Origin of the sequence: Streptomyces sp. NBC_01214 (genome assembly GCF_026340975.1) — a bacterium.
Taxonomy (GTDB): domain Bacteria; phylum Actinomycetota; class Actinomycetes; order Streptomycetales; family Streptomycetaceae; genus Streptomyces.
Map to the genome: position 1 here is coordinate 184,131 of NZ_JAPEOS010000003.1, position 24,941 is coordinate 209,071.

The 24,941-nt window shown below is 75.7% G+C and carries 12 protein-coding genes; 6 read left to right on the top strand and 6 right to left on the bottom strand.

Features of this window, described 5'->3' with window-relative positions; translation table 11 throughout:
• Positions 1–7: 7 nt before the first annotated feature.
• The 3 genes from OG594_RS37255 to OG594_RS37265 are packed head-to-tail and all read right to left on the bottom strand — an operon-like array spanning position 8 to position 11,841.
• Complete coding sequence (locus OG594_RS37255; RefSeq protein WP_266606821.1) at positions 8–328, bottom strand: acyl carrier protein; 321 nt, start codon at positions 326–328, stop codon at positions 8–10.
• Positions 318–5,012, bottom strand: a complete 4,695-nt coding sequence (locus tag OG594_RS37260; RefSeq protein ID WP_266606822.1) for a type I polyketide synthase — start codon at positions 5,010–5,012, stop codon at positions 318–320. Before OG594_RS37260 ends, OG594_RS37255 begins: the two co-directional genes overlap by 11 nt.
• On the bottom strand, positions 5,005–11,841 hold the full coding sequence (locus OG594_RS37265) for a type I polyketide synthase (RefSeq protein ID WP_266606823.1): 6,837 nt from the start codon (positions 11,839–11,841) through the stop codon (positions 5,005–5,007). The genes OG594_RS37260 and OG594_RS37265 overlap by 8 nt, the downstream gene beginning before the upstream one ends.
• A 528-nt stretch (positions 11,842–12,369) precedes the next feature.
• Between OG594_RS37265 and OG594_RS37270 the strand changes: the two genes are divergently transcribed.
• From OG594_RS37270 to OG594_RS37280, 3 genes are all read left to right on the top strand, one after another.
• Positions 12,370–13,263 (top strand): LysR family transcriptional regulator, encoded by an 894-nt coding sequence (locus OG594_RS37270; protein WP_266606824.1) that lies wholly within the window; start codon positions 12,370–12,372, stop codon positions 13,261–13,263.
• An 88-nt stretch (positions 13,264–13,351) separates the two neighbouring features.
• Complete coding sequence (locus OG594_RS37275) at positions 13,352–14,629, top strand: putative Ig domain-containing protein (protein WP_266606825.1); 1,278 nt, start codon at positions 13,352–13,354, stop codon at positions 14,627–14,629.
• 84 nt (positions 14,630–14,713) lie between these two features.
• Positions 14,714–15,997, top strand: coding sequence for a cytochrome P450 (locus OG594_RS37280; RefSeq protein WP_266606826.1), 1,284 nt, complete (start codon positions 14,714–14,716; stop codon positions 15,995–15,997).
• Here the strand turns inward: OG594_RS37280 and OG594_RS37285 are convergent.
• Positions 15,953–17,578 carry a molybdopterin-dependent oxidoreductase gene (locus OG594_RS37285; protein ID WP_266606827.1) on the bottom strand — a complete coding sequence of 542 codons (1,626 nt, stop codon included), beginning with the start codon at positions 17,576–17,578 and terminating at the stop codon, positions 15,953–15,955. The two genes, OG594_RS37280 and OG594_RS37285, sit on opposite strands and share 45 nt — an antisense overlap.
• 196 nt (positions 17,579–17,774) lie before the next feature.
• On the opposite strand from OG594_RS37285, the gene OG594_RS37290 reads away from it, so the two are divergent.
• The gene (locus OG594_RS37290) at positions 17,775–19,022 is read left to right on the top strand and encodes an MFS transporter (RefSeq protein WP_266606828.1); all 1,248 of its coding nucleotides are present in this window, start codon (positions 17,775–17,777) and stop codon (positions 19,020–19,022) included.
• A gap of 66 nt (positions 19,023–19,088) precedes the next feature.
• Here OG594_RS37290 and OG594_RS37295 read toward each other — a convergent pair whose 3' ends face one another.
• Positions 19,089–21,398, bottom strand: coding sequence for an alpha-N-acetylglucosaminidase (locus OG594_RS37295; RefSeq protein ID WP_266606829.1), 2,310 nt, complete (start codon positions 21,396–21,398; stop codon positions 19,089–19,091).
• Between the two features lie 15 nt (positions 21,399–21,413).
• Entirely contained in the window at positions 21,414–23,096 is a 1,683-nt protein-coding gene (locus tag OG594_RS37300) for a ricin-type beta-trefoil lectin domain protein (protein WP_266606830.1), read from the bottom strand.
• Positions 23,097–23,264: 168 nt separating this feature from the next.
• On the opposite strand from OG594_RS37300, the gene OG594_RS37305 reads away from it, so the two are divergent.
• Together OG594_RS37305 and OG594_RS37310 are read left to right on the top strand one after the other, a co-directional pair.
• Complete coding sequence (locus tag OG594_RS37305) at positions 23,265–23,921, top strand: TetR/AcrR family transcriptional regulator (protein WP_266606831.1); 657 nt, start codon at positions 23,265–23,267, stop codon at positions 23,919–23,921.
• Between the two features lie 14 nt (positions 23,922–23,935).
• Complete coding sequence (locus OG594_RS37310; RefSeq protein ID WP_266606832.1) at positions 23,936–24,907, top strand: serine/threonine dehydratase; 972 nt, start codon at positions 23,936–23,938, stop codon at positions 24,905–24,907.
• Positions 24,908–24,941 lie beyond the last annotated feature (34 nt).

Genomic DNA, 24,941 nt, shown 5'->3' on the forward strand with positions numbered 1-24,941 from the left:
GGCCGGCTCAGCCGGCCGACGCGGGGGAGGGCCCCGCCGCGGCCCGGGCCAGGGAGGTGTGGGTGATCCGGCCGATGTGGGCGACGAGCTCGCCGACGGACATGGCCAAGATGGCGTCCATGTCCTTCTCGGCCAGGAAGCCCATCAGGTCCACGTCGGCGCCGTAGCGGTGGTGGAGCAGCTCGGCGAGGGCGACGAACTCGATGCTCTCCAGGGCGAGGTCCTCGTTGAACGTCGTCGTCATCGTGACCTCCTCCGCGAGCAGGTACTCGTCGCCGACGATCTCCACGAGCATGCCGGTGATCTCGGCGAGGATGTCAGGTGCCATGACGGGCCTCCGTGAGGGGAAGGGGGACGGGTACGGGGACGGGGGAGGGCGTCGCGAGGTGGACGGTCCAGGCGACGACGTGGTCGGGCGCGGTGTCGGTGAGCGGGGTGCTGAGCGGGCTGCTGAGCGGTGTGGTGCGGATCGGGTACGGGTCCCCCTCGGGGGAGGTCACGAGCAGTGCGCCGGAATCCGGGTCCCCGGACACCCGCCAGTCCCGCGGCCGGCCGCCCAGCCCGCCCCCGGCCGCCTTGGCCGCGGCCTCCTTGGCGCACCACAGGGCCGTGAGCGCGGCGGGCAGGTCGGTGCCCCCGCGGGCGGCCAGCGCTTCGGCGAGGCGGAGTTCGCCCGGCCCGAGGGCGATCCGGATCAGCGCGTCCGGGTCCGCGGTCACCTGCTCCACATCGATGCCGACCGGCCGGGCCGGATGGGCCAGCGCGACCGCGAGCCGGTCCTTGTGCGCGATCGACAGCCGGAAGCCGCCGGTCAGCGATGACCCGGTCACCGGCCGGCCCGCCGGGTCGTTGCCGATCGGCACCTCCGCGGGGAACACCGGCCCGGCCCCGCCGTCCCACAACAGCTGGCGCAGCGCGTCCTTGGCCGCGATCCGGCCCAGCAGCCAGGGCCCCCGGGCGCGCGGCGACAGCCGCTCGTAGGCCGCCCGCTCGGCGGCACCGAGGTAGCGGCGCATCACCAGTTCCTGCGAGGCGGGATCGCTCCAGCGGCGCCGGGCCAGGCACCAGCCCTCGGGCCGGGCTTCGCCGATCCCGCACACCTCCGGGGTGAACTTCATCGGCCAAACCCGCTCGTCGGCGGCGAACCGGCGGTACGTCCACCCCTCGATCCGGGCCCACACCCCGCCGCCCGCCCGGCGCAGCTCGACGTCACCGCGCACGGTGACGTCCTGCACCGCGCGGATCCGGGCCGTGGCGGTCACCAGCTCCCGTGGGGCGGGCGGGGGCCCGTAGAACCGGATGCGGTCCACGGCGGCCGGGAACACCAGCCGGTCCACCGGCAGGCGCAGTTGCATCCAGTGCCCGAAGAGCTGCCCGGCCGCGTCGAGCAGCGCGCCCGGGTCGGGCAGTGCCCGCAGGACCCCCCGGATGCCGTCCCGGCCGACGGACCGGACCTCGTGCACCCCGGCGAAGCGCGGGCCGTGGAACATCCACCGGTCCCGGTACAGGGCCTCGGCGCTGACCGGGGCGGGTCCGGGGTCGCGCAGGGGCGTGCCGTCGGGCGCGGGCGGCTCCCCGTACCGCTCGCCGAGCAGCACGACCACCGAGGCGTACTCCCCGAGGTCGACCCGCATCCGGCCCGGCCCGTCACCGCGGACGGTGACCTCGACGTCGACGGCCGGCTCGACCGCCAGCCACCGCAGGGCGCGTACCTCCTCGTACCCGATGACGGCGAGGCCGGGCGGGGCGTGCCGCCGGGCGGCGTCGGCCGCCAGCTCCAGCATGGTGGTCATGGGCACGACGGGGAACCGGTCGGAGTCCTCCGGCCAGCCGTCGGGCTGGAGGTACACGCAGTGGTCCCCTACGTAGGGGAGCGCGGCCAGGGACAGCCGCAGCAGCTGCTTCCCCGTGGCCCTTCCCGAACCGTTGGTGTCCTCGGCGGGCGGCGGCGCCGGTGCCTTCGACGGTCCTACGGTCGACCAGGCGTCGGTGACGGCCCGGGCGGCCGAGCCCGCCTCGGCCAGTACCGCGTCCAGGGCGCAGAGCAGCACCGGGCGGGCCGCTCCGGCCGCCGCGGGCACGGGCGCTGGAGGTCCCGTCGGCCGGTCCGGGGTCGGGGCCGGGGCCGCGCCCGGGGTCGGGCCGGGGGCGAGAAGGCCGCGCAGGGAGGTGCGGGCCGTCTCGCTCAGGTGGACCAGGGGGGACCCCAGGTGCAGGGGCACGCCGAGCCCCGGTCCGGCCGGTGCCGGCTGCCGAGCGGCAGGGCCGGGGCGCGGCGTCGAACCGGCCGCCGGAGCCGCCCCGGCCAGGAGCCCCCACCGCGGCGCGTACCCCTCCGCCCAGAGCGCCGCGCAGGTGCGGCGGAGCGCCGCCAGGCCCGACAGGCGCGGGGCGGAGGTGGAGACCGAGAGGTGCGGGCGCTCGCGCAGGGTGTCCTCGACGAAGCCAGGCAGGCTGCCCGGGCCCAGCGTGACGAAGCCGCGCACGCCCTCGTCCTCGTACAGCCGCAGGGTCAGCTCGCGGAAGCGGACCGGCTCCAGCAGGTGCCGTACGACCAGGTCGCGGACGTCCCGCGGGGCCGACGGGAACGGCGCGCACGTGGTGGCCGACCATACCGGGAGCCCTCCGGGCCGCAGCGGCAGCCGGTCGAAGGCGGCGCGGACCTGCCCGAGGTACGGCTCCCACATAGGGGTGTGGAAACCCGAACGGAACGGCAGTTCCTGACCGAGCACCCCGTCACCGCGCAACCGCGCCACGGCCGCGACCACTTGTTCCGGATCCCCGCAGATCACGGACTGGTGGGGGCAGTTGTCGTGGCTGACCACCACCCGGTCCAGGTCGTGCAGGGCGGCCCGGGCCCGCTCCGCGCCGCAGCCCAGCGCCGCGTACACGAGGTCCGGGACCCGGACGTCCCCCGGTCGCAGCGAGCCGAGGAAGGCGTCCGCCGCCTCCTGCGGGTACATGCCGGCGGCCACCATCGCCGCCCACTCGCCCAGGCTGTGACCCGCCAGTACATCGGCCTCGACGCCCAGTTCGGGCAGGACGCGGGCGAAGAAGCGGCCCGTCGCGATCGCGTCGAGGGCCCGCTCCACGAGGGACGCGCCGCGGGTCAGCCCGGGCGCCGCCAGCGCGAACCGCTCCGCCACGTCGTCCACCACGGGGGCGAACTCCGGCTCCAGGCCGGGGAACAGGAACGCCACCCGGCCGCCCAGCGGCTCCGGGGCGAACCACACGTCCCCGCGCCCCCGCCACGGCCGGCCGCGCGCCACCGCCTTGGCGGCCAGTGCGAGCCGCTGGGGCGTGGGCCCGACCACCGCGACCCGGCAGGGCCCGTCGCCGCCGGACACCGGGACGGCGGCCGCCAGCCGGGCCGCCAGCTGCGCCGGAGCGTCCGCACCGATGAGGAGTACGTCGTCCCCCGCGGCCGGCCCCACCGGCGCGGCCGGGGCTCCCAGCGGCAGGAACCGGCGCACCGGCGCCACCCGGGCCGGGCTTCGGGCGGGACCTAGGGCCGGGGCGGGGGCTGCCGTAGGGGTCGGGCGCGAGGCCGTCGGAGCCTCCTCCAGCACCACATGGGCATTGATCCCGCCGAAGCCGAACGCGTTGACCCCGGCCCGGCGCGGCCGCGGCCCGCGCTCCCACGGCTCGGCCGTGCGCACCGGCCGCATCCGCGTCCGGGCCAGGTCCGGGTGCGGCTCCTCGAGGTGGAGCGTCGGCGGCAGCACCCCCTCGTACACGGCGAGCGCGGCCTTGATCAGTCCGGCCATGCCCGAGGCCTGCATGGTGTGGCCGAGCATCGACTTCACCGACCCGAAGCCGATCCCGGGTCCGCTCCCGCGCCCGATCCCGGGTCCGCTCCCGGGCTCGGGCGGGCCGAACACCTGCGCCAGGGTTTCCAGTTCGGCCGCGTCCCCGACCGGGGTGCCCGTGCCGTGCGCCTCCAGCAGGCCCAGCGCGCCCGGCGCCCGCGGATCCAGTCCGGCCTCCCGCCAGGCCCGTTCCAGGGCCTGCACCTGGCCGGCGACCAGCGGGCTCATCAGGCTCGCCGCACGGCCGTCCCCGGCCACGCCCGTGCCGCGGATCACCGCGTACACGCGGTCGCCGTCGCGCTCCGCGTCCGCCAGCCGCTTCAGCAGCACCACCCCGGTGCCCTCGGACAGCAGGGTTCCGTCGGCCCGGCGGTCGAAGGGCCGGATCCGCTCGCTCGGGCTGAGCGCCCGCAGCTGCGTGAACACGCTCCACAGCGTGGCGATGTGACAGTGGTGGACCGCCCCGGCGACCACCGCGTCGCAGCGCCCGGCGGCCAGCAGCCCCACCGCCTGGTCCACCGCCAGCAGGGAGGAGGCGCAGGCCGCGTCCAGGGTGTAGGCGGGCCCGCGGAAGTCCAGCCGGTTCGCGGTCCGGGCGGCGGTGAAGCTCGGCACCAGCCCGATCGACGCGTCCGGCTGCTCCGGCCCCAGCGCGTCCTGGAAGGCGGAGCGCACCGCTGCGATCCGCCGCTCACCCAACTCCGGCGCCAGATCCCGCAGGGTCTGCGCCAACTGGTGTGCGGTGCGCACGCGTTGGTCGAGCCGCGCGGTGGCCACGCCCATGAACCCGCCGCGCCCCAGCACCACCCCGATCCGTGATCGGTCGGCGGGCAGCCGGGCCTCGCCGCCCGCGTCGGCGATCGCTTCGGCCGTCGCGTGCAGGGCCAGCATCTGGTCCGGTTCGGCCCCGTCCACGGCAGCCGGCATGATCCCGAAGCGGGTCGGGTCGAAGGCGGCGAGACCGTCGACGAAGCCGCCGCGCCGGCAGTAGAACCGGTCGCCCGCCGCCGGTCCGGTGGCGCTCCGCGGGTCGTAGTACACCTCGGGGTCCCAGCGCTCCGGCGGGACCTCGCCGATGCAGTCCGTACCGGCGAGCAGGTTGCGCCGGTACGCGGCCAGGTCGGCGGCCCCCGGGAAGACCGCGCCCATCCCCACGATCGCGGCGTCCGTCGGGCGGGGGCCGCACCGCTCTCCGTCATGCATCGCCCCGGCCCTCCTCCGCCATCAGGACCACCTGCACGTCGCTCCCGTACGCCAGTTCGTCGAGGAACGCGGCGGTCCCCGCGTCCGGCGCGATGAGCGGGATGCCGCGCCGGACGTACGCACGCTCCAGCTCGGGGGTGACCATCCCGCCCGCCTCCGCCGCCCAGGGGCCCCAGTCGACGGCCAGCACCCGACCCGGGAAGGACTCGGCCCAGACGTGCGCGAGGCCGTCGAGGGCGTCGTTGGCCGCGGCGTAGTCGCACTGGCCGCGGTTGCCGTACACCCCGGCGACGCTGCCGAACAGGGCGAGGAACCGGGGCGCGGGACGATCCCCGTGCTCGGCCGCCGCGGCGGCCACGTTGCGGGCCCCGGTCACCTTCGTGGCGAAGACCGCGGCGAAATCGTCCGGCCGCTTGTCGCGCAGCAGCCCGTCCCGCAGCACGCCGGCGCCGTGCACGATGCCGTCGAGGCGGCCGTGGCGCTCCCGTACGTCGGCTACGACCGCCCGGACGGCCCGCTCGTCGGTGACGTCCGCGCAGTGGTAGTGGACGGACGCCGCCGCGGCGCCGAGGGCGGCCAGGGTGGCCCGCACCTCGCGCTCGGCGAGGATCCGCGACGCGGCCGCCTCGATCTCCGCGGGCGTACGCAGCCCCGCGGCGATCAGGGCCGCGCGCAGCGCGACCCGGTCCTGTGCCGGCCCGAACCCGTCGGCTCCGGCGGCGGGTTCGGGGGTGCGCCCGACCAGTTCCACGTGGCATCCGGTGGCGCGGGCCAGCGCGAGCGCGGTGCGGGCGGTGATCCCTCGGGCCCCGCCCGTCAGCAGGACCACGGAGTCGCGGTCCAGGGGCACGGTGCCGTCGGGGGCGGGGGGAGCGGGCAGGGGTGCCGGTACGGGGCGGCGGGCGACGCGGGTCCCCTCCGCGGTGTACCCGACGGAGGCGGGGGCGTCGGGGGCGTGGGGGGCGTGGGAGGTGACGTGGGCGTCGGGGGCGCTTGCGCCGCTGCTCAGTTCCGCGACGAGCTGCGCCGCGATGCGTTCCGGGTCCTCCTTGGGGTGGACGTCCACGGCCCGGACCAGCGTGCCGGGGAATTCGAGGGCCGCGCTGCGGGCGAAGCCGTGCAGACCGGCGCCGGGGGTGCCGGGCCCGGTGACGAGCAGCAGCCGTGGGGTTCCGGTCGTCAGGGCCTCCCGCAGCCCCGGGAAGGCATCGGGCAACACCGGCCCGGCGGTGGTCCGCAGCGCGGAGAGGTCGACGAGGCCGTCGAAGCCGGGCCCGGCCGCGCGCAGTCGCGTCGGCTCGGCGCCGAGGTCCTCCAGGGCCGCCGCGAGGGCGGGGGCGATGCCCTGGCCGTCCCCGACGAGGCCGATCCGCAGGCCGCGCAGGGTCTCGGGGTCGCCGTCGGCCGCCGGTACGGGCACCAGGTCCACCCGGAGCCGACCGAGGGGGCGTGCCACGGGGGCGCCGTCGGGCGCGGCGGGGTCGGTGGGCGCGGCGGGTGCGGTGGGCGCGGCGGGTGCGCGGGCGGTGATCCAACCGACGATGCCGCGCAGGGTCTTGATCCGGGACAGTTCCTCGACCGCGGACTCGGCGGAGCCGCTGCCGCCCGGGTCCTGGGGGAGGCCGATCCGGTCGGCGAGGGCGCCGATGACCTCCACCCGCTTGATGGAGTCGATGGAGAGGTCCGCCTCCAGGTCCAGTTCGGGGTCGAGCATGTCGCGGGGGTATCCGGTGCGGGTGTGGACGATCTCCAGGACGAGGTCCATGACCTCTTCGGCGGTGCGCGGACCCGGCGGCGCGGGGGCGGGGGCGGCGGGGCCGGCGGGGTCGGGCGTGCGCCGGGGCGTCTCCTCGGGCGCCGAGCGGGGCGCGGGGGCAAAGGGCGCGGAGGAGTTGCGTTCGCCGCCCTGCGGGGATCGCCCCGACACGCTGCCGGCCCCGCTGGCCCCGACCCGGGGATCCGTGGGCGCGGCGCCCAGGAAGCCGAGGAGGACGTCCCGTTGGGCCTCGACCAGTTCGCGGGTGCTCCGGAGGTATTCCAGTACCGCCTCCTCCCGGCGGTCGGCCTTCGGAGCCGATTCGGCTACGGAGGGCATCACCCGGCGGGCCGGGCGGAGGCCGCCCGGGACCGGGGCGCCGTCCGCGGTGCGGACCAGGTGGCCGTCCACCAGCCAGCCCGGTCGCCGCGGGGCGTGCTCCGGGAGGCGGGAGGTGCGGCCGCGGAACAGGGCCTGCGGCGCCACCGGCACGCCCGCCGCCACCAGCTCGGCGAGCGCGGTGACCAGCCGGACCAGACCGTGCTCGCCCGGTACGTCCAGCGGGACCACCGTGTGCGGTCGCCCGTGCAGGATCCGGCCCACCAGACCGGAGAGGACCCGGCCGGGCCCCGCTTCCACGAAGGTCCGGACACCGGCCGCGTACATGGCCTCCACCTGCTCGACGAACCGGACCGGCTCCGCGACCTGGCGCGCGGCAAGGCTCCGTACCTCTTGTGCCGTCGCCGGATACCGGTCCGCCGTGGTGTTCGACCAGACCGGGGTGTGGGGGGTCGACACCCGGGTCGTCGCCAGTTCGGCGGTCAGGGATGCCACTGCTCCTGCCACCACCTCGCTGTGGAAGGCGCAGGCGACGGGGAGGGGGTCCACCGCGAGGCCCGCCTCGCGCAGGGCCGTCACCGCCGTGGACACGGCCGCCGTCGGGCCCGAGATCACGCACTGCCGGGGCGCGTTGTGGTTCGCCACCACGCACCCGGCGCGGGCCGCGATCTCCCGTACCTCCTGCGGCGCGGCCGACACCGCCGCCATCGCTCCCGGATCCGCGCCGGCGGCCGCCACGATCGCCTCGGCCCGGCGCGCGCTGAGCCGCAGCAGGCTCTGCGTGTCGTAGGCCCCGGCCGCCCACAGCGCGGTGAGCTCCCCGTACGAGTGCCCGGCGACGCAGTCCGGCCGTACGCCGAGCTCGCCGAGCAGGAGGTGCGCCGCCGCCCCCGCGAGGCCGAGGGCCGGCTGTGCCACGCGGGTGTCGGTGACGGCCGCCCGCTGCGCCGCCCGCGCCTCGACGGTGAACGCCGCCGGTGGGAACACCGTCGACACCACCGGGGGCGGGGCGGAGTCCAACAGGCCGCGCAGGGCGGGGAACGCGGTGAACAACGCGCCCAACATGCGGGGGCGTTGACTGCCCTGGCCGGGGAAGAGGAACGCCACCCCGCCCGGCTCCGCCGCCTCCCCCCGTACGTGGACCCCCGCGCCCGGGGTGAAGGCGCGGGCCCGTTCCAGGCGGGCCGCCAGTTCGTCCAGGTCGGCCGCCACCACGGCCACCTCGATCCGGCCGGGGGCCGCGGCGGTCTCCGCCGCGAGGTCCCGCAGGGCCCAGGGCCGCCCGGCCGCGTCGTTCTCCTCCAGCCGCGCCGCGAGCCGGGCCATCGCGCGGCCCGCAGCCCGCCGGTCCTCGCCGCGGAAGCAGAACAGCTCCGCCGGCCACTCCTCCAGTCCGTGCCGGGGCTCTGCCGAGCCGCCGTGACCGGCGAGCACGGCGTGGTAGTTGGTGCCGCCGAAACCGAAGGCGCTGACCCCGGCGATCCGCTGCTCCGCGGGCACCGGCCAGGGACGGGCCTCGCTGTCGAAGGAGAACGGGCTGGTCTGCGCCCGCCAGGCCGGGTTGGGCGTGTCGATGTGCAGGGTCGGGGGCCGGACGCCCGTGTGGACCGCGCGGGCCGCCTTGATCAGCCCGGCCAGCCCGGCCGCACACTTGGTGTGCCCGAGCTGCGATTTCACGGAGCCCAGCGCGCAGGCTCCCGGCTCGGCCCCGGACGCGGTGAACAGCTCGCTCAGCACGGCGAGTTCGGTGCTGTCCCCGACGACGGTTCCGGTGCCGTGCGCCTCGATCAGGCCCACCTCGCCGGGCGTGATGCCGGCCCGCGCGTACGCCCGCTCCAGGGCCCGCCGCTGTCCTTCCGGCCGGGGCGCGGTCAGGCCCAGGGAGCGGCCGTCGCTGGCGGCGCCCACCGCCTTGATCACGGCGTACACGCGGTCGCCGTCGCGTTCCGCGTCCGCGAGCCGCTTCAGGACGAGCGCGCCCACGCCCTCGCCGAGCGCGATCCCGTCGGCGGCCGCGTCGAAGGGCCGGCAGCGGCCCCCGGGCGACAGGGCGCGGACGGACGCGAACATCAGGTAGTCGTTGATGCCGTTGTGCACATCGGCGCCTCCGCACAGCACCATGTCGCTGTCGTGATCGCGCAGTTGGCGGCAGGCGAGGTCCAGTGCGGCGAGCGAGGAGGCGCAGGCGGCGTCGACCGTGCAGTTCGCGCCGCCCAGGTCGAGTCGGTTGGCGACCCGCCCGGCGATGACGTTGGCGAGGATCCCGGGGAAGGAGTCCTCGGTGAGGCGCGGCAGTTGCTCGTCCAGCTCGGCCGGGAGCTCCCCCAGGTAGGCGGGGTGCAGGGCGCGCAGCCCGTAGGCCCCGGCGAGTTCCGTACCGGCTTCCGCGCCGAAGACCACCGAGGTCCGGGACCGGTCGAAGGCGCGCTCCTTGCCGTAGCCCGCGTCCCCGAGGGCCCGTGCCGAGATCTCCAGGGCCAGCAGCTGCACCGGCTCGATCCCGGCGAGCGAGGCGGGCGGGATGCCGTGCGCGAGGGCGTCGAAGGGCACCGGGCCGAGGAAGCCGCCCCAGCGGGAAGGGGTGCGCTCACCGGCCCGGGCCGGGTCGGCGTCGTAGTAGAGCGCAGGGTCCCAGCGCTCGGCCGGCACCTCGGTGACGGCGTCCGTCCCGGCGAGGACCATGGCCCAGTAGGCGGCGAGGTCGGGGGCGCCCGGATAGGCGCAGGCCATCCCGACGATGGCGATGTCGAGCGGGTCGGCAGCCCGGGGCGCCCGCTCGGCCGACGGCCCGGTGCCGGCGAGTTCCCGGGCCCGCCGCTCCAGCAGGGCGGTGGCCCCCTCGGTGACCTGCGCGTGCAGCGCCGCGATCGTGGTGGTGCCCGTGCGCAGGGTGGCGGCCTGGCCCAGCATGAACAGCCCGTCGGCCCGCTGCTGTTCCTCGGCGACGGGCTCCAGCCCGCTCCCGTCGGGGCTCCTGCGCAGGCCCTTGCTGGCGATCCGCAGCCGCCCCAGGTTCAGCCGCTCCAGCTCCTCCCACATCGTGCGCGGCTCGATGCCGCTCTGCGCGAGCCGCTGCCGGGTCGCCTCGAAGGTTTCGGCGTACGGGGTGGCCGCGCACCGGGTGGCGTGTCCCGGCGCGGTGTGCAGCAGCACGGTGTCCGCGCACTCCACCGCCGCCCGTTGGAAGCCCGGCAGGACCGCGCCCGCCGCCACGGCCTCCTCGGTGAACAGGTAGGCGGTGCCCATCAGCACCCCGACCCGTGCGCCCCGGGCGGCCAGCGGGGCCGCCGCCGCCACCGCCATCGCGGCGGACCGCTCGTCGTGGATCCCGCCCGCGAACAACACGTCCAGGGACTCCGGTTCGGGGCAGGTGAGCAGCCGCTCGATCTGCTCCTCCCACAGCGGGAAGGAGGCGCGCGGCCCGACGTGTCCACCGCACTCCGAGCCCTCGAAGACGAACCGCCGGGCGCCCTCGGCGAGGTACCGTTCCAGCAGACCGGGCGAAGGCACGTGCAGATGGGTCCGGATCCCCACGGCCTCCAGCGGGGCCGCCTGCGCCGGGGTGCCACCGGCGATGATCGCGTACGGCGGCCGGGCCTCGGTCACGGCCGCCAGTTGCTCCCGGCGCAGCCCGGGCGGGGCGAAGCCGAGCAGCCCCACGCCCCAGGGGAGGTCCCCGAGCCGCTCGGCCGTCTCCGTCAGCAGCCGGCGTACGGCGGGGCCCTCCATGACCGCGAGCGCGAGGTAGGGGACCCCGCCCGCGGCGGCCACCGCCGCGGCGAAGGCCGCCTGGTCGCTCACCCGTGTCATCGGGCCCTGCGCGACGGGGTGCGGCCGCCCGAGGGGCCGGGCCCGTACCGCAGCGTCCAGGTGCCCGGCGACGGCCGCCCGTACGGCCTGCACGACGCCGCCCGTGGTCCGGTGGCGCGCGGCCAGCCGGGCCGCCGAGGACCCGTCCTGACCGACGGGCAGTAGCTGGGTCCGCAGGTCGCGGGCGCCGAGCAGGGTGGGTACGGGCCCCTCGGGCGGGGTCAGGTCGGGCCGTGCGAACACCCGGTGCCCGTCCGCCGTGCGGGTCTCGGAGCCGTCCATCGCCCGCAGTGCGGCGAGGACTTCCTCCGGGAGCCCGGCCTCGCCCTCCGTGGTCAGGGCCAGTTGTACGTCGAGCAGTACCCCGGCGGCCCCGCCCGCGACGGCCGCGGCCGCCGTGTGCGGGCCGATCCCGCCACAGGCCCGTACGGGCACCGGGACCGCGGGGTCGCCGAGGAGCTGCTGGAGCAGGACGAAGGTGGTGGCCGGGCCCACCCGGCCGCCCCCCTCGTGGCCCTTGGCCACCAGCGCGTCCGCCCCGGCGGCCACGGCCGCCCCGGCCTCGGCCGCGCCGGTGACCTCGGCCCACACCCGGGGCCGCCCGGCCGCCGCGGCCCATGCGGCCACCCGCTCGGGGGTGTGCGAGGAGGGGGCGGCGAGCAGCACGGTGTCCACCGCGGCGGGCAGCTCCCCGGGGCCGAGCGGGCAGCCGGCCGGTACCCGCACCCCGTACCGGGCGCCGCCGAGCCGGCGGCCCAGCTCTGCGAAACCGCGCCGCGCGGCGTCGGCGTCCCGGCCGAGGTCGAGCAGGCCGAGGGCCCCGGCGCGCTCGGCGGCGGTCACAATGGCCGGTTGTGGCTCCTCGAAGGGGCTGACCGCGACGACGAGGTCACGGGTGAGGGCGGGCTGCGGGTGGGGGGTCACGGGCGCTCCTCTTCCAATGCTGGGTGACATGGCGGAGTGCGGGACGCAAGAACGGACGAGCAGGCGAGCGGGCGAACCGACTGGCCGACGAGCCGTGCAACGGCGGTGCGGGGCGGGCCGGAAGACGGGGGAGTGCGGTGGTCGCGCGCACCGGCCCGGGCACCCACCGCGGGTACGGCGGGCTTGAACCGTGGTCAAACACCCGCAACGCCGCGTTGCATCGTGCGGTGGTCGCCGTGCACTGTCAACAGCCGCGCGGAATAAGGCGCTTCGTTCCGGCGGCATACACGTGCCACCCGCGATCCCGCCCGAGCGGGCCCACGACACCCCCCGGCCGAGCCGGTGGCCTGCGGCGTTTCCCGCCGGGTCGGGCCGACCCCGCCGCGCGGGCCGGCGTACCGCACCCTCGTGGTCATGCCGCACCGGCATGCGCACGCGCCGACCGGGCATGCCCGGCGCCCGTGACTCGGCCAGTTGTTCATCCGACGATCCCTTACAGGTGCGGCCCCACGCGGTTACCGTCCGGTCATGACCCCCACCCTCGCGCAGCTCCGCTACCTCGTCGCCGTCGCCGACTGCCGCTCCATCACCGGAGCCGCCGCCTCGGTCTTCGTCGCCCAGTCCGCGCTGTCCCGGGCCGTGCAGGCCATGGAGCGCGACCTCGGCGTCGAGCTCCTGGCACGGCGGGGAAGGGGGGTGGACCTCACGCCGGAGGGGGCCCGGGTCGTCCGGCTGGCCCGGACCGTGCTCAACGCGGTGGAGGCCATCGACGACATCGGGACCCCGCACGACGGGGGCGCCCGGGCGGTCCTGACCCTGGTCACCACCCCCACCCTCGCCCTCGACCTGGCCACCGACCTGATCGCGGCCTTCACGGGACGGCACCCCACCGTCGACGTCCGGCTCCAACAGCACGGCAGCAGGGAGGCCCTGGTCGAGGAGGTGAACCAGGGGCGCTCGGAGCTGGCCCTGGTCGACCTGCCCGTCGACAAGGAGCTCTCCACCCACTTCATCCAGGAGCGGGAGGTGGTGCTGATCTCGCCGCCGGGCTCCCGGCTGCCCCACCCGATGCCCCTGCGGATGCTCGACGGGCTGCCGATGGTGCTGCCCACGCCGGGGACCGGCCGGCGCACCGAGATGGAGGCCATGTTCAGCTGCCTCGGAGTGCGGCCCGTCCCGACCCTGGAGGTCGACGAGCGCCTCGCCTGGGTGACGGGCGTGACGGATGGCCGGGGCTCCCTCATCTGGTACCGGGACGTGGTGCTGCGGGCCTTCGGGAGCCGGGCCGAGATCCGCTCCTTCACGCCGCCGCTGCTGCGCCCGGTGGGCATCGCCCACGCCCGCCGGCCGCTCAGCCGGGCGGCCCGCGCGTTCATCGCGCAGGCCGGGCACAAGGCACCCGTCCGGGAGCCGGTGCGCTGACCGGACATGCCCCGACGGCATTGAACGATGCTCGAACGGGAGGGGACCGGGTCTGGCACGCCCGCTGATGTGGCCTCACATTGTGCGCATGGCCCGACTCCTGACACCCCCATGGGCGGCCGCCGTCGCGACCGCGGCCCTCGCCACGATCCTGCCCGCACTCGCTTGGACGGCCACGGCCACGGCTACCGCCTCCACGGCCTCCAGCGGCTCCACCGTCCCGTCGGCCGCCGCCGTGGCCCCGGCGCCGGAGAAGAAGTGCACCCTCCCCGGCGGCTTCGCCGAGCTCAGCGGCCTCGCCATGAGCCGCAAACATCCCGGGGTCTTCTACGCCGTCAACGACAGCGGGAACACCAACCAGGTCTTCGCCGTCGACTGCAACAGCGCCACCGGCCGGCTGCTGGCCACCTTCACCGTCTCGGGCGTCGGGAACACCGACTGGGAGGGCCTGGCGCTCGGTACGGACGCGGGCGGCGGCCCGGCGATCCTGGTCGGCGACATCGGGGACAACCTCAGCGGGCGCGCGGAGGTCACGGTGCACCGGTTCGCCGAGCCCGATCAGCTCACGAGCGCCACGGTCACGCCCGTGACGTACCGCTTCGCCTACGCCGACGGCAGGCACGACGCCGAGTCCCTGCTCGCCGACCCCGTGACCGGCCGGCTCTACGTCGCCAGCAAGCTCGTCGGAGCCGCCGGCCGGCTGTACCAGGCCCCGTTGCCGCCGGTGACCGGGCAGGTCAACATCCTCACCGCGGTCCGACCGGGTCCCGTGTTCGCCACCGACGGCGCCTTCTCGCCGACGGGCACCTCGTACACCCTGCGCAGTGGCGGCCCGCTGGGCGCCCACACGGCCTCCGTGTACGACACGGCCGGGGTCAAGCTCGCGGACGTCGCCCTCCCGGCCCAGTCGCAGGGGGAGGCGGTGACGTACGCCGACTGCGCGAACCTGCTCGTCGGCTCGGAGAACGACCCGCAGATCTGGCGGGTCCCGCTGCCACCGGAGGCCACCCCGGGCTGCGGCGCCACCCCCACACCGACCCCCACCCCCACACCGACACCGACCCCCACGCCGACACCGACCCCCACGCCCGCGCCGACCCCCGGCGGGCTGAAGTTCACCGACCCCGGCCCGCAGGCGTGCACGTTCAACCGGCCCTGCACCGTCCAGCTCACCACCACCGGGGCGAAGCCCCCCGTCCGGTACGCCGCCACCGGCCTGCCCTGGGGCCTCACCCTCGACAGCGCCTCCGGGCGGATCACCGGCAAACCCTGGGGCAGCGGCGCCTTCCAGGTCACCGCCACCGCGAGCGATGCCACAGGAGCCACCGCGGGCACCACCTTCACCCTGACCCTCAGTTGGTTCTGAGACGGGACGGGAACGGACTTGTCCAACCCGCCCCCGAGGCCGCACTGTTGACCGAGTTTCGTCCATCAGGTCAGGAGAACCGGCTTGTCGTCCCACATCTCACCCGTCCCGCAGGGCCGGAGCACCCCGCACGTGATCGACCCCGCCGGCGGCTGCCCGCACGCCCTCAACGCCCGGCTGCGCGCCGAGCACGGCGCGGTGGCGGAGGTCGTGCTCCCCGGTGGGTTCCCCGGAGCGGTCGTCCTGGGGCACGACGCGCTGAAGGAGTTCCTCGCCCACCCCGACGTGGCCAAGAACGCCCGGCACTTCCCCGCCCTGCACGACGGCACCATCCCCGCCGACTGGCCGCTGCGGGTCTTCGCCAACGCCCAGGGCATGCACACCGCGGACGACGCCGACCACCGCCGCCTGCGCGCTCTGGTCGGCAAGGCCTTCACCATCCGCCAGGTGGAACGGCTGCGACCGCGCGTCGAAGAGCTGACCGCCGGACTCCTCGACGACCTCGAGCGGGCCGCGGCCGGATCCCCCGACGGGACCGCCGACCTGTACGAGCACTTCGCCCTCCCGCTCCCGATGAACGTCATCTGCGAACTGCTCGGCGTGGACCCCGAGCACCGGGGGCGGCTGCACGAACTGACCAACAAGGTGATCATCGCCACCGACCTCACCCCGGCCGAGAAGATGGCCGCCCTCCAGGAACTCATGGCCCTGACCGGCACGATCGCGGCCGCCCGCGCCGCGAACCCCGGCGAGGACCTCACCAGTGCGCTGATCGCCGCCCGCGAGGACGACGGGGACCGGCTCACCGAGGTCGAACTCATCGGCACCATGCGGCTGATGCTCGTCGCCGGCCACGAGACCACCCTCAACCTCATCGTCAACGCGGTCCGCGCCCTGTGCGCCCACCGCGACCAGCTCGCGCTGGTCCTGGACGCCAAGGCGACCTGGTCGGACGTGGTGGACGAGACCCTGCGCTGGGACACCCCGGTCAGCTGGTTCCCGTTCCGCTACCCCACCCGCGACCTGACCGTCGACGGGACCGTGATCCCGCAGGGCACCCCGGTGCTCGCCGGGTACAGCGCCGCGGGCCGCGACGAGTCCTTCCACGGGCCGGACGCCGACCGCTTCGACATCACCCGCCCCACCGCCGCCCGCAGCCTCGCCTTCGGCCACGGCGCCCACTACTGCACCGGGGCCCCGCTCGCCCGGCTCGAGGCCACGATCGCCCTAGAGCGGCTCTTCACCCGCTTCCCCGACCTCGACCTCGCGGTCCCGGACGGCGAACTCCCGTACCAGAACAGCTTCATCAGCAACAACGTCCGCTCACTGCCGGTCCGCCCCGGCCGGCAGGCCACCGCCACCCCCTAGCGCCCGGACGCGTACGTCCACCGCGTGCCACCCCGTCGCCCCGTCCGGCACGGTCCCGGTGCGGACCCCCGTCTGCACCGCGCCCGTGCCGTCCGTGGCCCGGACCTCCAGGGTGTGCGGCCCGGGGGTCGCCTCCCACGGCCACACCCACTGGCGCCAGGTGTCGACGCCGTCCGCCGCCCCGAGCCGCGCCTCCTGCCAGGGGCCGCCGTCCACCCGTACCTGGACCCGCTCGATCCCGCGGTGCTGTGCCCACGCCACCCCGGCGACGGGCACCCGGCCCGGCGCCAGGTCGGCGTACGGGCGCGGGGTGTCGATCCGCGACTGCGTCTTGACCGTGGCCTGCTGGGCCCAGGACCTGCGCACCCAGTAGGCGTCGTAGGCGGCGAAGGTGGTCAGCCGCAGCTCGGTGAGCCATTTGCAGGCGGAGACGTACCCGTACAGGCCCGGTACGACCATCCGGACCGGGAACCCGTGGGCGAAGGGCAGCGGTCGGCCGTTCATGCCGACGGCCAGCAGCGCCGCCCGGCCGTCCATCACGGTCTCGACCGGTGTGCCGATGGTCATGCCGTCCACCGAACGCGCCACCAGCTGGTCGGCGGGCCCGCCCTCGGACGGCGGCCGCACCCCCGCTTCGCGCAGCACGTCCCCGAGGCGTACGCCGAGCCAGCGGGCGTTGCCCGCGTACGGGCCGCCGACCTCGTTGGACACACAGGTGAGGGTGATGTCGTGCTCGACCACCGGCCGGGCGAGGAGCTGGCGCAGATCCAGGGTCAGGGGCCGGGCCACCCCCTCCCCGTGGATGCGCAGCCGCCAGGTGTCCGCGTCCACGCGCGGGACGACCAGCGCGGTGTCCACCCGGTAGAAGTCCTGGTCCGGGGTGAGGAAGGGGCCGAGCCCGGGCACCCGTAGGTCCGCACCGGCGGGCACCGGCGGTGCGGGCACGGTGGGCCGGGGGAGGACGAAGCGGGCCCGGGAGGCGGTGGCGTCGGCGCTGCCGTGCGCGCCCAGCCGTCGTGCCCCGAGTCCGACCCCGGCCGACGCCGCCAGGACGGCGACCACCAGTCGGCCGAAGCCGCGCCGGTCCATCGATCCGGCCCCGCCCGGCGGAACTCCGGCCGGCCGCGGCCTCCCGGCCGTGACCAGCAGGTACAGCACCCCGGCCGAGACCAGTGCGCCCACCAGCGAGGGCAACGCGTCCTGCCAGGAGGCCTCCGGCCTGCTGAGCGCGGCCAGTGCCCCCACCAGCCCGAATCCGCCCGTGACGGCGATCGCGGCCGGGAGGTGGCGCACGGCGAGCAGCCCGGTGCCGACGGCGACCGCGGCCAGGACCACGAGGATGCCGAGGCCCAGCACCAGCTTGTCGGAGGTGCCGAACAGCCGGATGGCCCATTCCCGGACGGCCACCGGCGTCAGGTCCACCACGGCCCCGCCGACCGCCGTGACCGGCGAAGCCTCGGGCCGGCCGGCCGCTGCCGCGGCCAGCTGCGCGGACGCCAGTCCGGCCACGGCCGCGACGATCCCGCTGACGGCGCCCGTCGTGCGCCGCGGCCGCGCGGAACGGCTCGGGTCTGACTCCACACGGCCAGTGTCCCGCGCCCGGGCGGCTCCGCGTCGCCGCCGTGCCGCCGGGCCGCCGGGTCCGACCTTGCGGTACCGGGCAGCGCCGGCCGCTTGCGCCCAGGGTGAAAGGACCATGCCCGGAGCGAACGGGCCGCTGCGAGGGCCGGGCGCGCGGAAACGATGACGACATGCTCCCCCGTCGTATCCCGAAAGCGTGGACACCGTGCCCCTGAAACCCGACCGGACCATCCATAGCTCGCCCTACCGGCCCGTACTCACCCACGGGACGCTGCGCCGCCTGTTACCGGGGTTCACCGTCTCGTCCCTCGGCGACGGCATGGCGGTGGTCGCCGTGAGCTGGCTGGCGATCGAGATCGCACCGGCGGCGCAACGCGGCATGTGGGTGGCCCTGGCCGCCGCGGCCTACACGCTTTCGGGCGCCGCGGGAGCCGTCCTCCTCGGCCGGTTCCTGCGCCGCCGCTCCCCGGCCCGACTGGTCGCCTGCGACGCCCTGCTGCGCGCCGCCGCCCTGGGTGCGATCCCCGTGTGTCACGCCCTCGGGACGCTGAGCATCGAGCTGTACGTCGCCCTGCTCGCCCTGTCCTCCGTCCTCCACTCGTGGGGCCAGGCCGGCGTCTACACCTTGCTGGCGCGGCTGCTGCCGGAGCGCGACCACCTGGCCGGCAACGCCGTCCTGTCCGGCATCGGCTCGCTCTCCACCGTCGTCGGCCCGCCCCTCGCGGGCGCCCTGATCCTGTGGGGCGGCGCTGCGACGGTGATCGCCGTCGACGCGGCGACCTTCCTCGTCCTGGCCGCCACCTTCCTCTTCGGCGTGCCGCACGACGACGCGCCCGCACCCGAGGAGGGCGCCTCGCGCACCGCGGGCTTCGCCGTCATCCGCCGCACCCCGGCCCTGCTGGGCCTGCTCGCCCTGAGCTTCGCCTTCTTCTGCCTCTTCGGCCCGGTGTACGTCGCCCTGCCGCTGTACGTGTCGGACGGTCTGGGCGCTTCGGCGGGCCTGCTGGCCGCCTTCTACACCGCGTTCGGTGTCGGTGCCGTCCTCGGTTCCGTCCTGACCGGATACCTGAACCGCCTGCCGGTGTGGCCGGTCACGACCGGCATCGTCGCCGCCTTCGGGGTGTTCCTGCTGCCGACGGGGCTGGGGGCGCCGACGGCGTTCGCCGTCGCCGGGTTCGCCGTGGCCGGGCTGCTCTGGCCCCCGTACGCCTCGCTGTCCACTGCCCTCTTCCAGCGCCTGGCGCCGCCGGAACTGCTCCCCCAGACCCTGGCCGCGAGCTCTGCGGTCCGGGTGCTCGCGGTGCCGCTCGGTACCGTGCTGGGCGGCCCGTTGGTGGCCGGGCTCGGAGCCCGGGAGACCCTGCTGGCCTCGGCCGCCTCGATCGCCGTCCTCGGCCTGGCGGCCGCCGGGGCCGCACGGGCGGGGCAGAAACGGAACCCATGAATCCGCGCCAGGGGCCCGGCCGGTGTCCGGACGGGCCCCCGGCTCCGGACGGGCCCCTCGCGCGGGTCAGCGGGCGGCAGCCGCCGGCAGGGCCGCGGCGATCCGTGCGGCCAGCCGGTACGGGTCACCGTTCGGCCGGTTCGGATGGCGCGTGGTGTGTCCCGCCCACTCCGCCTCGAAGGCGTGCCAGTCGATCGCCCGCGGCGCGGCCTTCTTCACCAGCGCCTCGTCCAGCGACGAGAAGTAGTGCGCCCACCGGGGTGCGTACAACTCCGAGATCAGGCCGTTCCATTCGCGGTTCGCGTAGTCGTGCAGGAAACCGCCCTCGCTGGTGCTGTGGCGGCCCCACACGCTCAGCAGCGAGCGGGCGTCGTACTCGTACCGGTCCCGTTCCGCCTGGTCAGCGCCCCAGGAACGTGCTGCGGAGAGCCAGGTGCCGAGGAGGAAGGCCGGATCGGATCCGGTGACCGCCTCCAACATGCGCTCGCCGTCCTGCCATTCGGCCGTCAGGGACCGGAAGCGGGTCAGGTCCTCGGCCTCGTAGGCCGCCTTGATCTTCGGCAGCAGCACCCGCGAGTGGTTGGCGAGGGCCTGCCGGGCGGTGTCCACCAGGTCGAAGCGGTAGGCGCTGGAGCCGCGCAGCGCCGGATCCACCTTCAACAGGTGGTCGAGGGCCTTGCGCACCGAACCGGCCGGATAGCGCATGGACTTCGGGCTCCAGTACGCCGCCCCGGTTGCGGTCAAGCTCGGCCGGGCGGTGAAGAGGCTGTCCTGCGACTCCGACCACAGACCCGAGGAGGTGCTGTACGGCCCCTTGCGGAGCTCCTCCCAGGCGGCGGCGGCCTCGGCGTCCGGGCGGCCGTAGCGGCGGGCCGCGAAGTCGGCGAACCACCGGCGCTGGTCGATCGGCCCGCGCTCCCAGGCCAGATCGGTGAACAGGTCGAAGGCGGCCGGATTGGTCCCGGTGGCCTCCGGCAGATAGGCGGTCCCGGCGAGCGCGCTGTTCGCCTTGTCCCGCCAGGGGCCGAACCGCTCGATCCACACGGAGCTGTTCGCTCCGACCGTGGTGTGCCCGCCGAAGTTGTAGATGGTGCCCATCGCGTACGGGGCCCCGCCCCAACGCGCTTCGCGGTCGAGCCGGTTGTACCGGTCGGACAACCCGTCCAGGATCAGCAGCTTCGAGGTGTCCACCCCGGCCAGCAGCTCCGCGGTGGGGTCGTCCTGCCAGCCCAGCACTGCCCACAGCGCCCCCGGGTGGGCGGCGTGCAGTGCGCGCTGGATGGCGCCGGCGGCGGCGCCGACGTCGACGGAGCCGCTCTGCCCGCCCTCGTGCAGCGGGCTCATCCGGTACATCGTGCTGTCCCCGAACACCTGGCGCTGCTCGGCGTAGTACGCGGCGGCCAGCCTCCCGAACACGGGCGAGGCGGGGTCGAGCCAGTCCGGGCGGTCGAACCCCGCCCAGTCGCCCTGCGCCACCGTCGCCGCCCCCGGGTTGCGGGCGGCGAAGCCGGGCGGCACGGTGCCGAAGTACCCGGGCAGGACCGGGGTCATGCCGAGCCCGCGCAACTGCTCGGCGATCCGCCCGCCCAGCTCGGCGCGCTCGCGCATCAGCCGCTCGGTGACGGGGCCGCCGAACCCGCTCAGGTTCTGCAGCAGCCACCAGCTCTGGTGGCCTGGGCCGGGGATCCACTGCCGCAGTTCCTCGGCGGAGTAGCCGAACCCCTGGAGCGCCCGGTAGTACGGGTACTCGGCGCCGACCTGCACGAACACCTCGTTGATGCCGTGCAGGGCGAGCAGGTCGATCTGCCGCTGGTGCTCCTCGAAGGAGCGGTACGGGCCGGAGTACCCGTCGTCGGTGTCGTTCAGCGCGTACCGGTGCGGGACCTGTGCGCTGCGGGTGACCGGCGCGGGGACCGCCGGCAGCCGGCCGGGCAGCATGCCGATGCTGTCGCCGGGCCAGCCGATGTCGACCCCGGCGACGTGCTGGAGGTACCAGCCGACGCCGGTGAGCAGGGTGGCCCCGGTGCTGCCGCGCACGGTGATCGCGCCGGCGGTGCCGGACACGGTGAAGGCGTCGGAGGTGGCGCTCGTGTCGGGCACCAGGGTGAACTGCCCCCAGTGGCGCGGGAGCAGCCGTTGGAGGGCGGCCCGCGCGGGCGCGACGTCGAAGGTGCGGGCCCGGCCCGGAATCCGGGCGGCACCCGGCTGCGCGTCCGTCCTCACGTCGGCCCGTGCGGGCGACCCCGCGCCCGGGGCGGTGGCCCCGGGCGCGGGGCCCGCGCAGATCAGTGCCAACAGCGCCGCGGGAAGCGCGGCGAGGGCGAGCGGGCGCCGGGTCCTCGGCCCGCGCCCGCGGTGATGCGTCGGGTTCCTCATTCGTTCGCCCGGCCGTCAGACCGGCAGGGCCCAGGCCTGGTCGACCCGGTGGTCGCCGCAGTCCGTCAGCCGCAGCCGCTCGGCCGGGGCGGCAGCCGCGGGAGCCGTCAGGCACATCCCGCTGACCTCCTCCACGAGGGCTCCGTCACGACGCTGCGACCAGCTCTGGCCGGGCTGCTCCTGCGGACGGTTCGAACAATCGGCCAGTTCCACGATCCGGTCCTCACCCGCCGACAGGCATTCGCCGGCCAGCCGCAGGGTCGCGTCCTTGCCCACGGTCCAGCGCTGGTCGGGGGCTCCGGTGCAGGCGGCCATCACCACGGCGCCGACGCCGGTGGTGTTGGCGCCGTCGGCACAGCGGGCGCCGTCACCGACGACCTGCCCGGTCGGTACGGCCTCGGCGCAGCCGCGCGGGGTGAGCCGCCAGACGCCGGTGTCGTGTCCGGCGACCTTCCCGGTCAGTGCCGCGGAGACCGCGCGGCGCGTACCGGTCCACAGGTCCTGGGCGTCGGCGCCGACGGTGCAGTCGGCCAGGCCGATCTCGGCGAGCGGCACGTTGATGTCACGGGTGGCGGCGGAGCGGTTGAGCACGGCCACCGCGCGGTCGCCGTTCGCGAGCGGCCGCACGAGGATCTCGAAGGTGGCGTTGGAGGAGACCACCGAGCCCTGACGGCCCATCGGGTCCTGGTCCAGCTGGATCATCCGGGTGTTGCCGAGGGCCGTGAGGCCCGCCGGGGTCAGCTTCGAGACGTCGGACGAGAGGATGAAGGGGGCGGCCATCATGGCCCACAGGGCGACCTGGCTGCGGCTCTCGGCGGCCGTGAGTCCGGGGGCGCCCGCGATCAGGAAGTCGGGGTCGTTCCAGTTGCCGGGGCCCGCGTACCGGCCGAGCCAGCGGTTGTAGCCGTAGTTGCCCAGCACCGCGCTCCACCGCGAGGTGGCGGGTGCGGCCGGGTTGTAGACCTTGATGTCCTTGCCCTCGCGCCACAGCTGGCCGGTCTCGCCGACCCAGCCGAGGACCTTGTGCCAGTCGGAGCCGCCCCACTCGCCCTGCTGGAAGTAGGCGGGCGCCGAGGCCGACAGGACCATGTCCCGGCCGCTCTCGCGCAGGGCCTTCGCGACGGCGTTGTAGGCGTCGCGGTAGGCCTCCTCCTTGGTCACGCCCTCCGGGACCCAGAGGTTGCAGCCGTCCATCTTGACGTAGTCCACCTTCCAGGAGGCGAACTGGCGGGCGTCCTGCGCGTAGTGGTCCGCGCCGCCGCCCTGGGGGGCGCCGCTGCCCGGGTACTTCTCGCAGGTGAGGGAGCCCGCGTCCTGGTAGATACCGAACTTCAGGCCCTTGGCGTGCAGGTGTTCGCCGAGCCAGGCCATGCCGTGCGGGAACTTCTTCGTGTCGACGACCAGACTGCCCTGCGCGTCGCGGCTCTTGGTCATCCAGCAGTCGTCGACGGTCACCGTGTCGTAGCCCTTGGCGGCGAGCCCGGTGGACACGAGTGCGTCGGCGTTGGCCACCACCTTGGCCTCGTCGATGTCGCACATGTAGTGCGCCCAGTTGTTCCAGCCCATGGGAGGGGTGAGCGCGAGCGGGGTGTCCGAGGTCGCCCGGGGCTCGGCCGCCACCGGGGCGGGGGAGAGCGCGAGGGCGAACAGGGCGGCCGCGGTCAGGCAGGGGAGCGTTGCACGCAGGCGAGGCGGCACGGAGTCTCCTTGACGTGGGGGCAGTCGTGCGCCCAGTGCAGCGAGGCGATTACCCACTGTCAACACAAGTCGCTGATTGTCGGCCGATGACCAGCAATATGGCTGCAATCGATGTCACACGAACGTGCGGTCACGACGTATGTGACGTCGTATGTTACGGTGTATCTCATGCCGCGAAGATCAGCCGCCCTGGACCGTGCGACCCCGGAGGCCATCGCCGTTGCCGCCCTGCGGATCCTCGACGAGCAAGGGCCCGGCCACCTGAGCTTCCGCACCCTCGCCGACCGGCTGGAGGTCTCCCACGCCACCGTGCAGCGCCGCTGCACCGACCTCGCCGGCCTGCTCGACCTCTGCACCGAGCACCTCGCCGGGCAGCTCCCCGAGATCCCCGCCGGCACCGACTGGGCGCGGGCCGCCGAGCAGCGGTTCCGCGCCCTGTACCTGCTGCTCGTCGCCCACCCCGGACTGCTGGCGCTGCGCGGCAGCCGGCCCTGGCTCGGGCGCCAGCTGCTGGCCCGGCTCGTCGAGCCCGCCCTCGCCGACAGCGTGGCCGCCGGGATGACCGCCGCCGAGGCGATGACCGCCTACCGCCGCATGTACCTGCTCACCCTGGGCAGCGCGGCCTTCGTCGACCACCGGGATCCGGCCGCGGCCACCGCAGCCTCGCGGGCGGCCCTGGCCGCACTCGATCCCGAGGAGTTCCCCGTGCTCTGCGGCGGACTGCCCGACGTACTGCCCGCCCTGACGGACCACGAGGTCTACTACGGGGCCCTGCGCCAGCTGATCGAAGCCGCCCGGCCCGCCAGGCCCACCACCCGCACCTGATGGGGAGACAGTCCATGCACGCAGCAACGGCCCAGCAGCTCGACCACGCCGCCGTCCGCGCCGCCGCCGAACGCATCGCGGGCGGCGTACGCCCCGTCACGGTGGCGCCCGCGGCCGAAGCGGGGGTCTGGTACGCGCTGGAGTACCTCCAGCACACGGGCTCCTTCAAGGCGCGCGGCGCGCGCAACTTCCTCGCCGCCCACCACGAGGCCGGGGCCCTCCCGGCCGCCGGCGTCACCATCGCCTCCGGCGGAAACGCCGGGCTCGCCTGCGCCTGGGCGTCCCGCGCGCTGGCCGTGCCCGCGACCGTGTTCCTGCCCGCCCGTGCCCCGCGCGTGAAGGTGGAACGACTGCGCGGGTACGGGGCCGACGTGCGGCTCGTCGGCGACCGGTACGCCGACGCCCTGGCTGCCTGCGAGGAGTTCGCCGCCGAGAGCGGGGCGCTGAGCAGCCACGCCTACGACCACCCGCTGATCGCGGCGGGCGCCGGCACCCTGCTGGAGGAGATCCGGGCCGCCCTGCCCGGGCTGGACACGGTGGTCGTCGCGGTCGGTGGCGGCGGACTGTTCGCCGGGGTCGCCACGGCCGCGCGCGAACACGGCGTACGGGTGGTCGCGGTCGAGCCGGAGAACTGCCGGGCGCTGAATGCGGCCCTGGCGGCGGGCCGGGTCGTGGACGTGGCCGTGGAATCCGTCGCCGCCGATTCCCTGGGGGCCACCCGGGTCTCGGCGGACGCGCTGGCCGCCGCGCAGCAGGAGAACGTGACGTCGGTCCTCGTGTCCGACACGGAGATCACGGCCGCCCGGCGCGCGCTCTGGGAGGAGCACCGGATCGTGGTCGAGGCGGGCGCGGCCACCGCCTTGGCGGCGCTGCGCGCTGCGCCCCGGCCGCTGGGCGACCGGGTCGCCGTCATCCTCTGCGGCGCCAACACGGACCCCCGGGACCTGGTCGAAGGGGCTGAACGGCCGCGGACGGCGGCGGTCTGATCGAATCACGGGCATGACGACCACCGAGCTCATC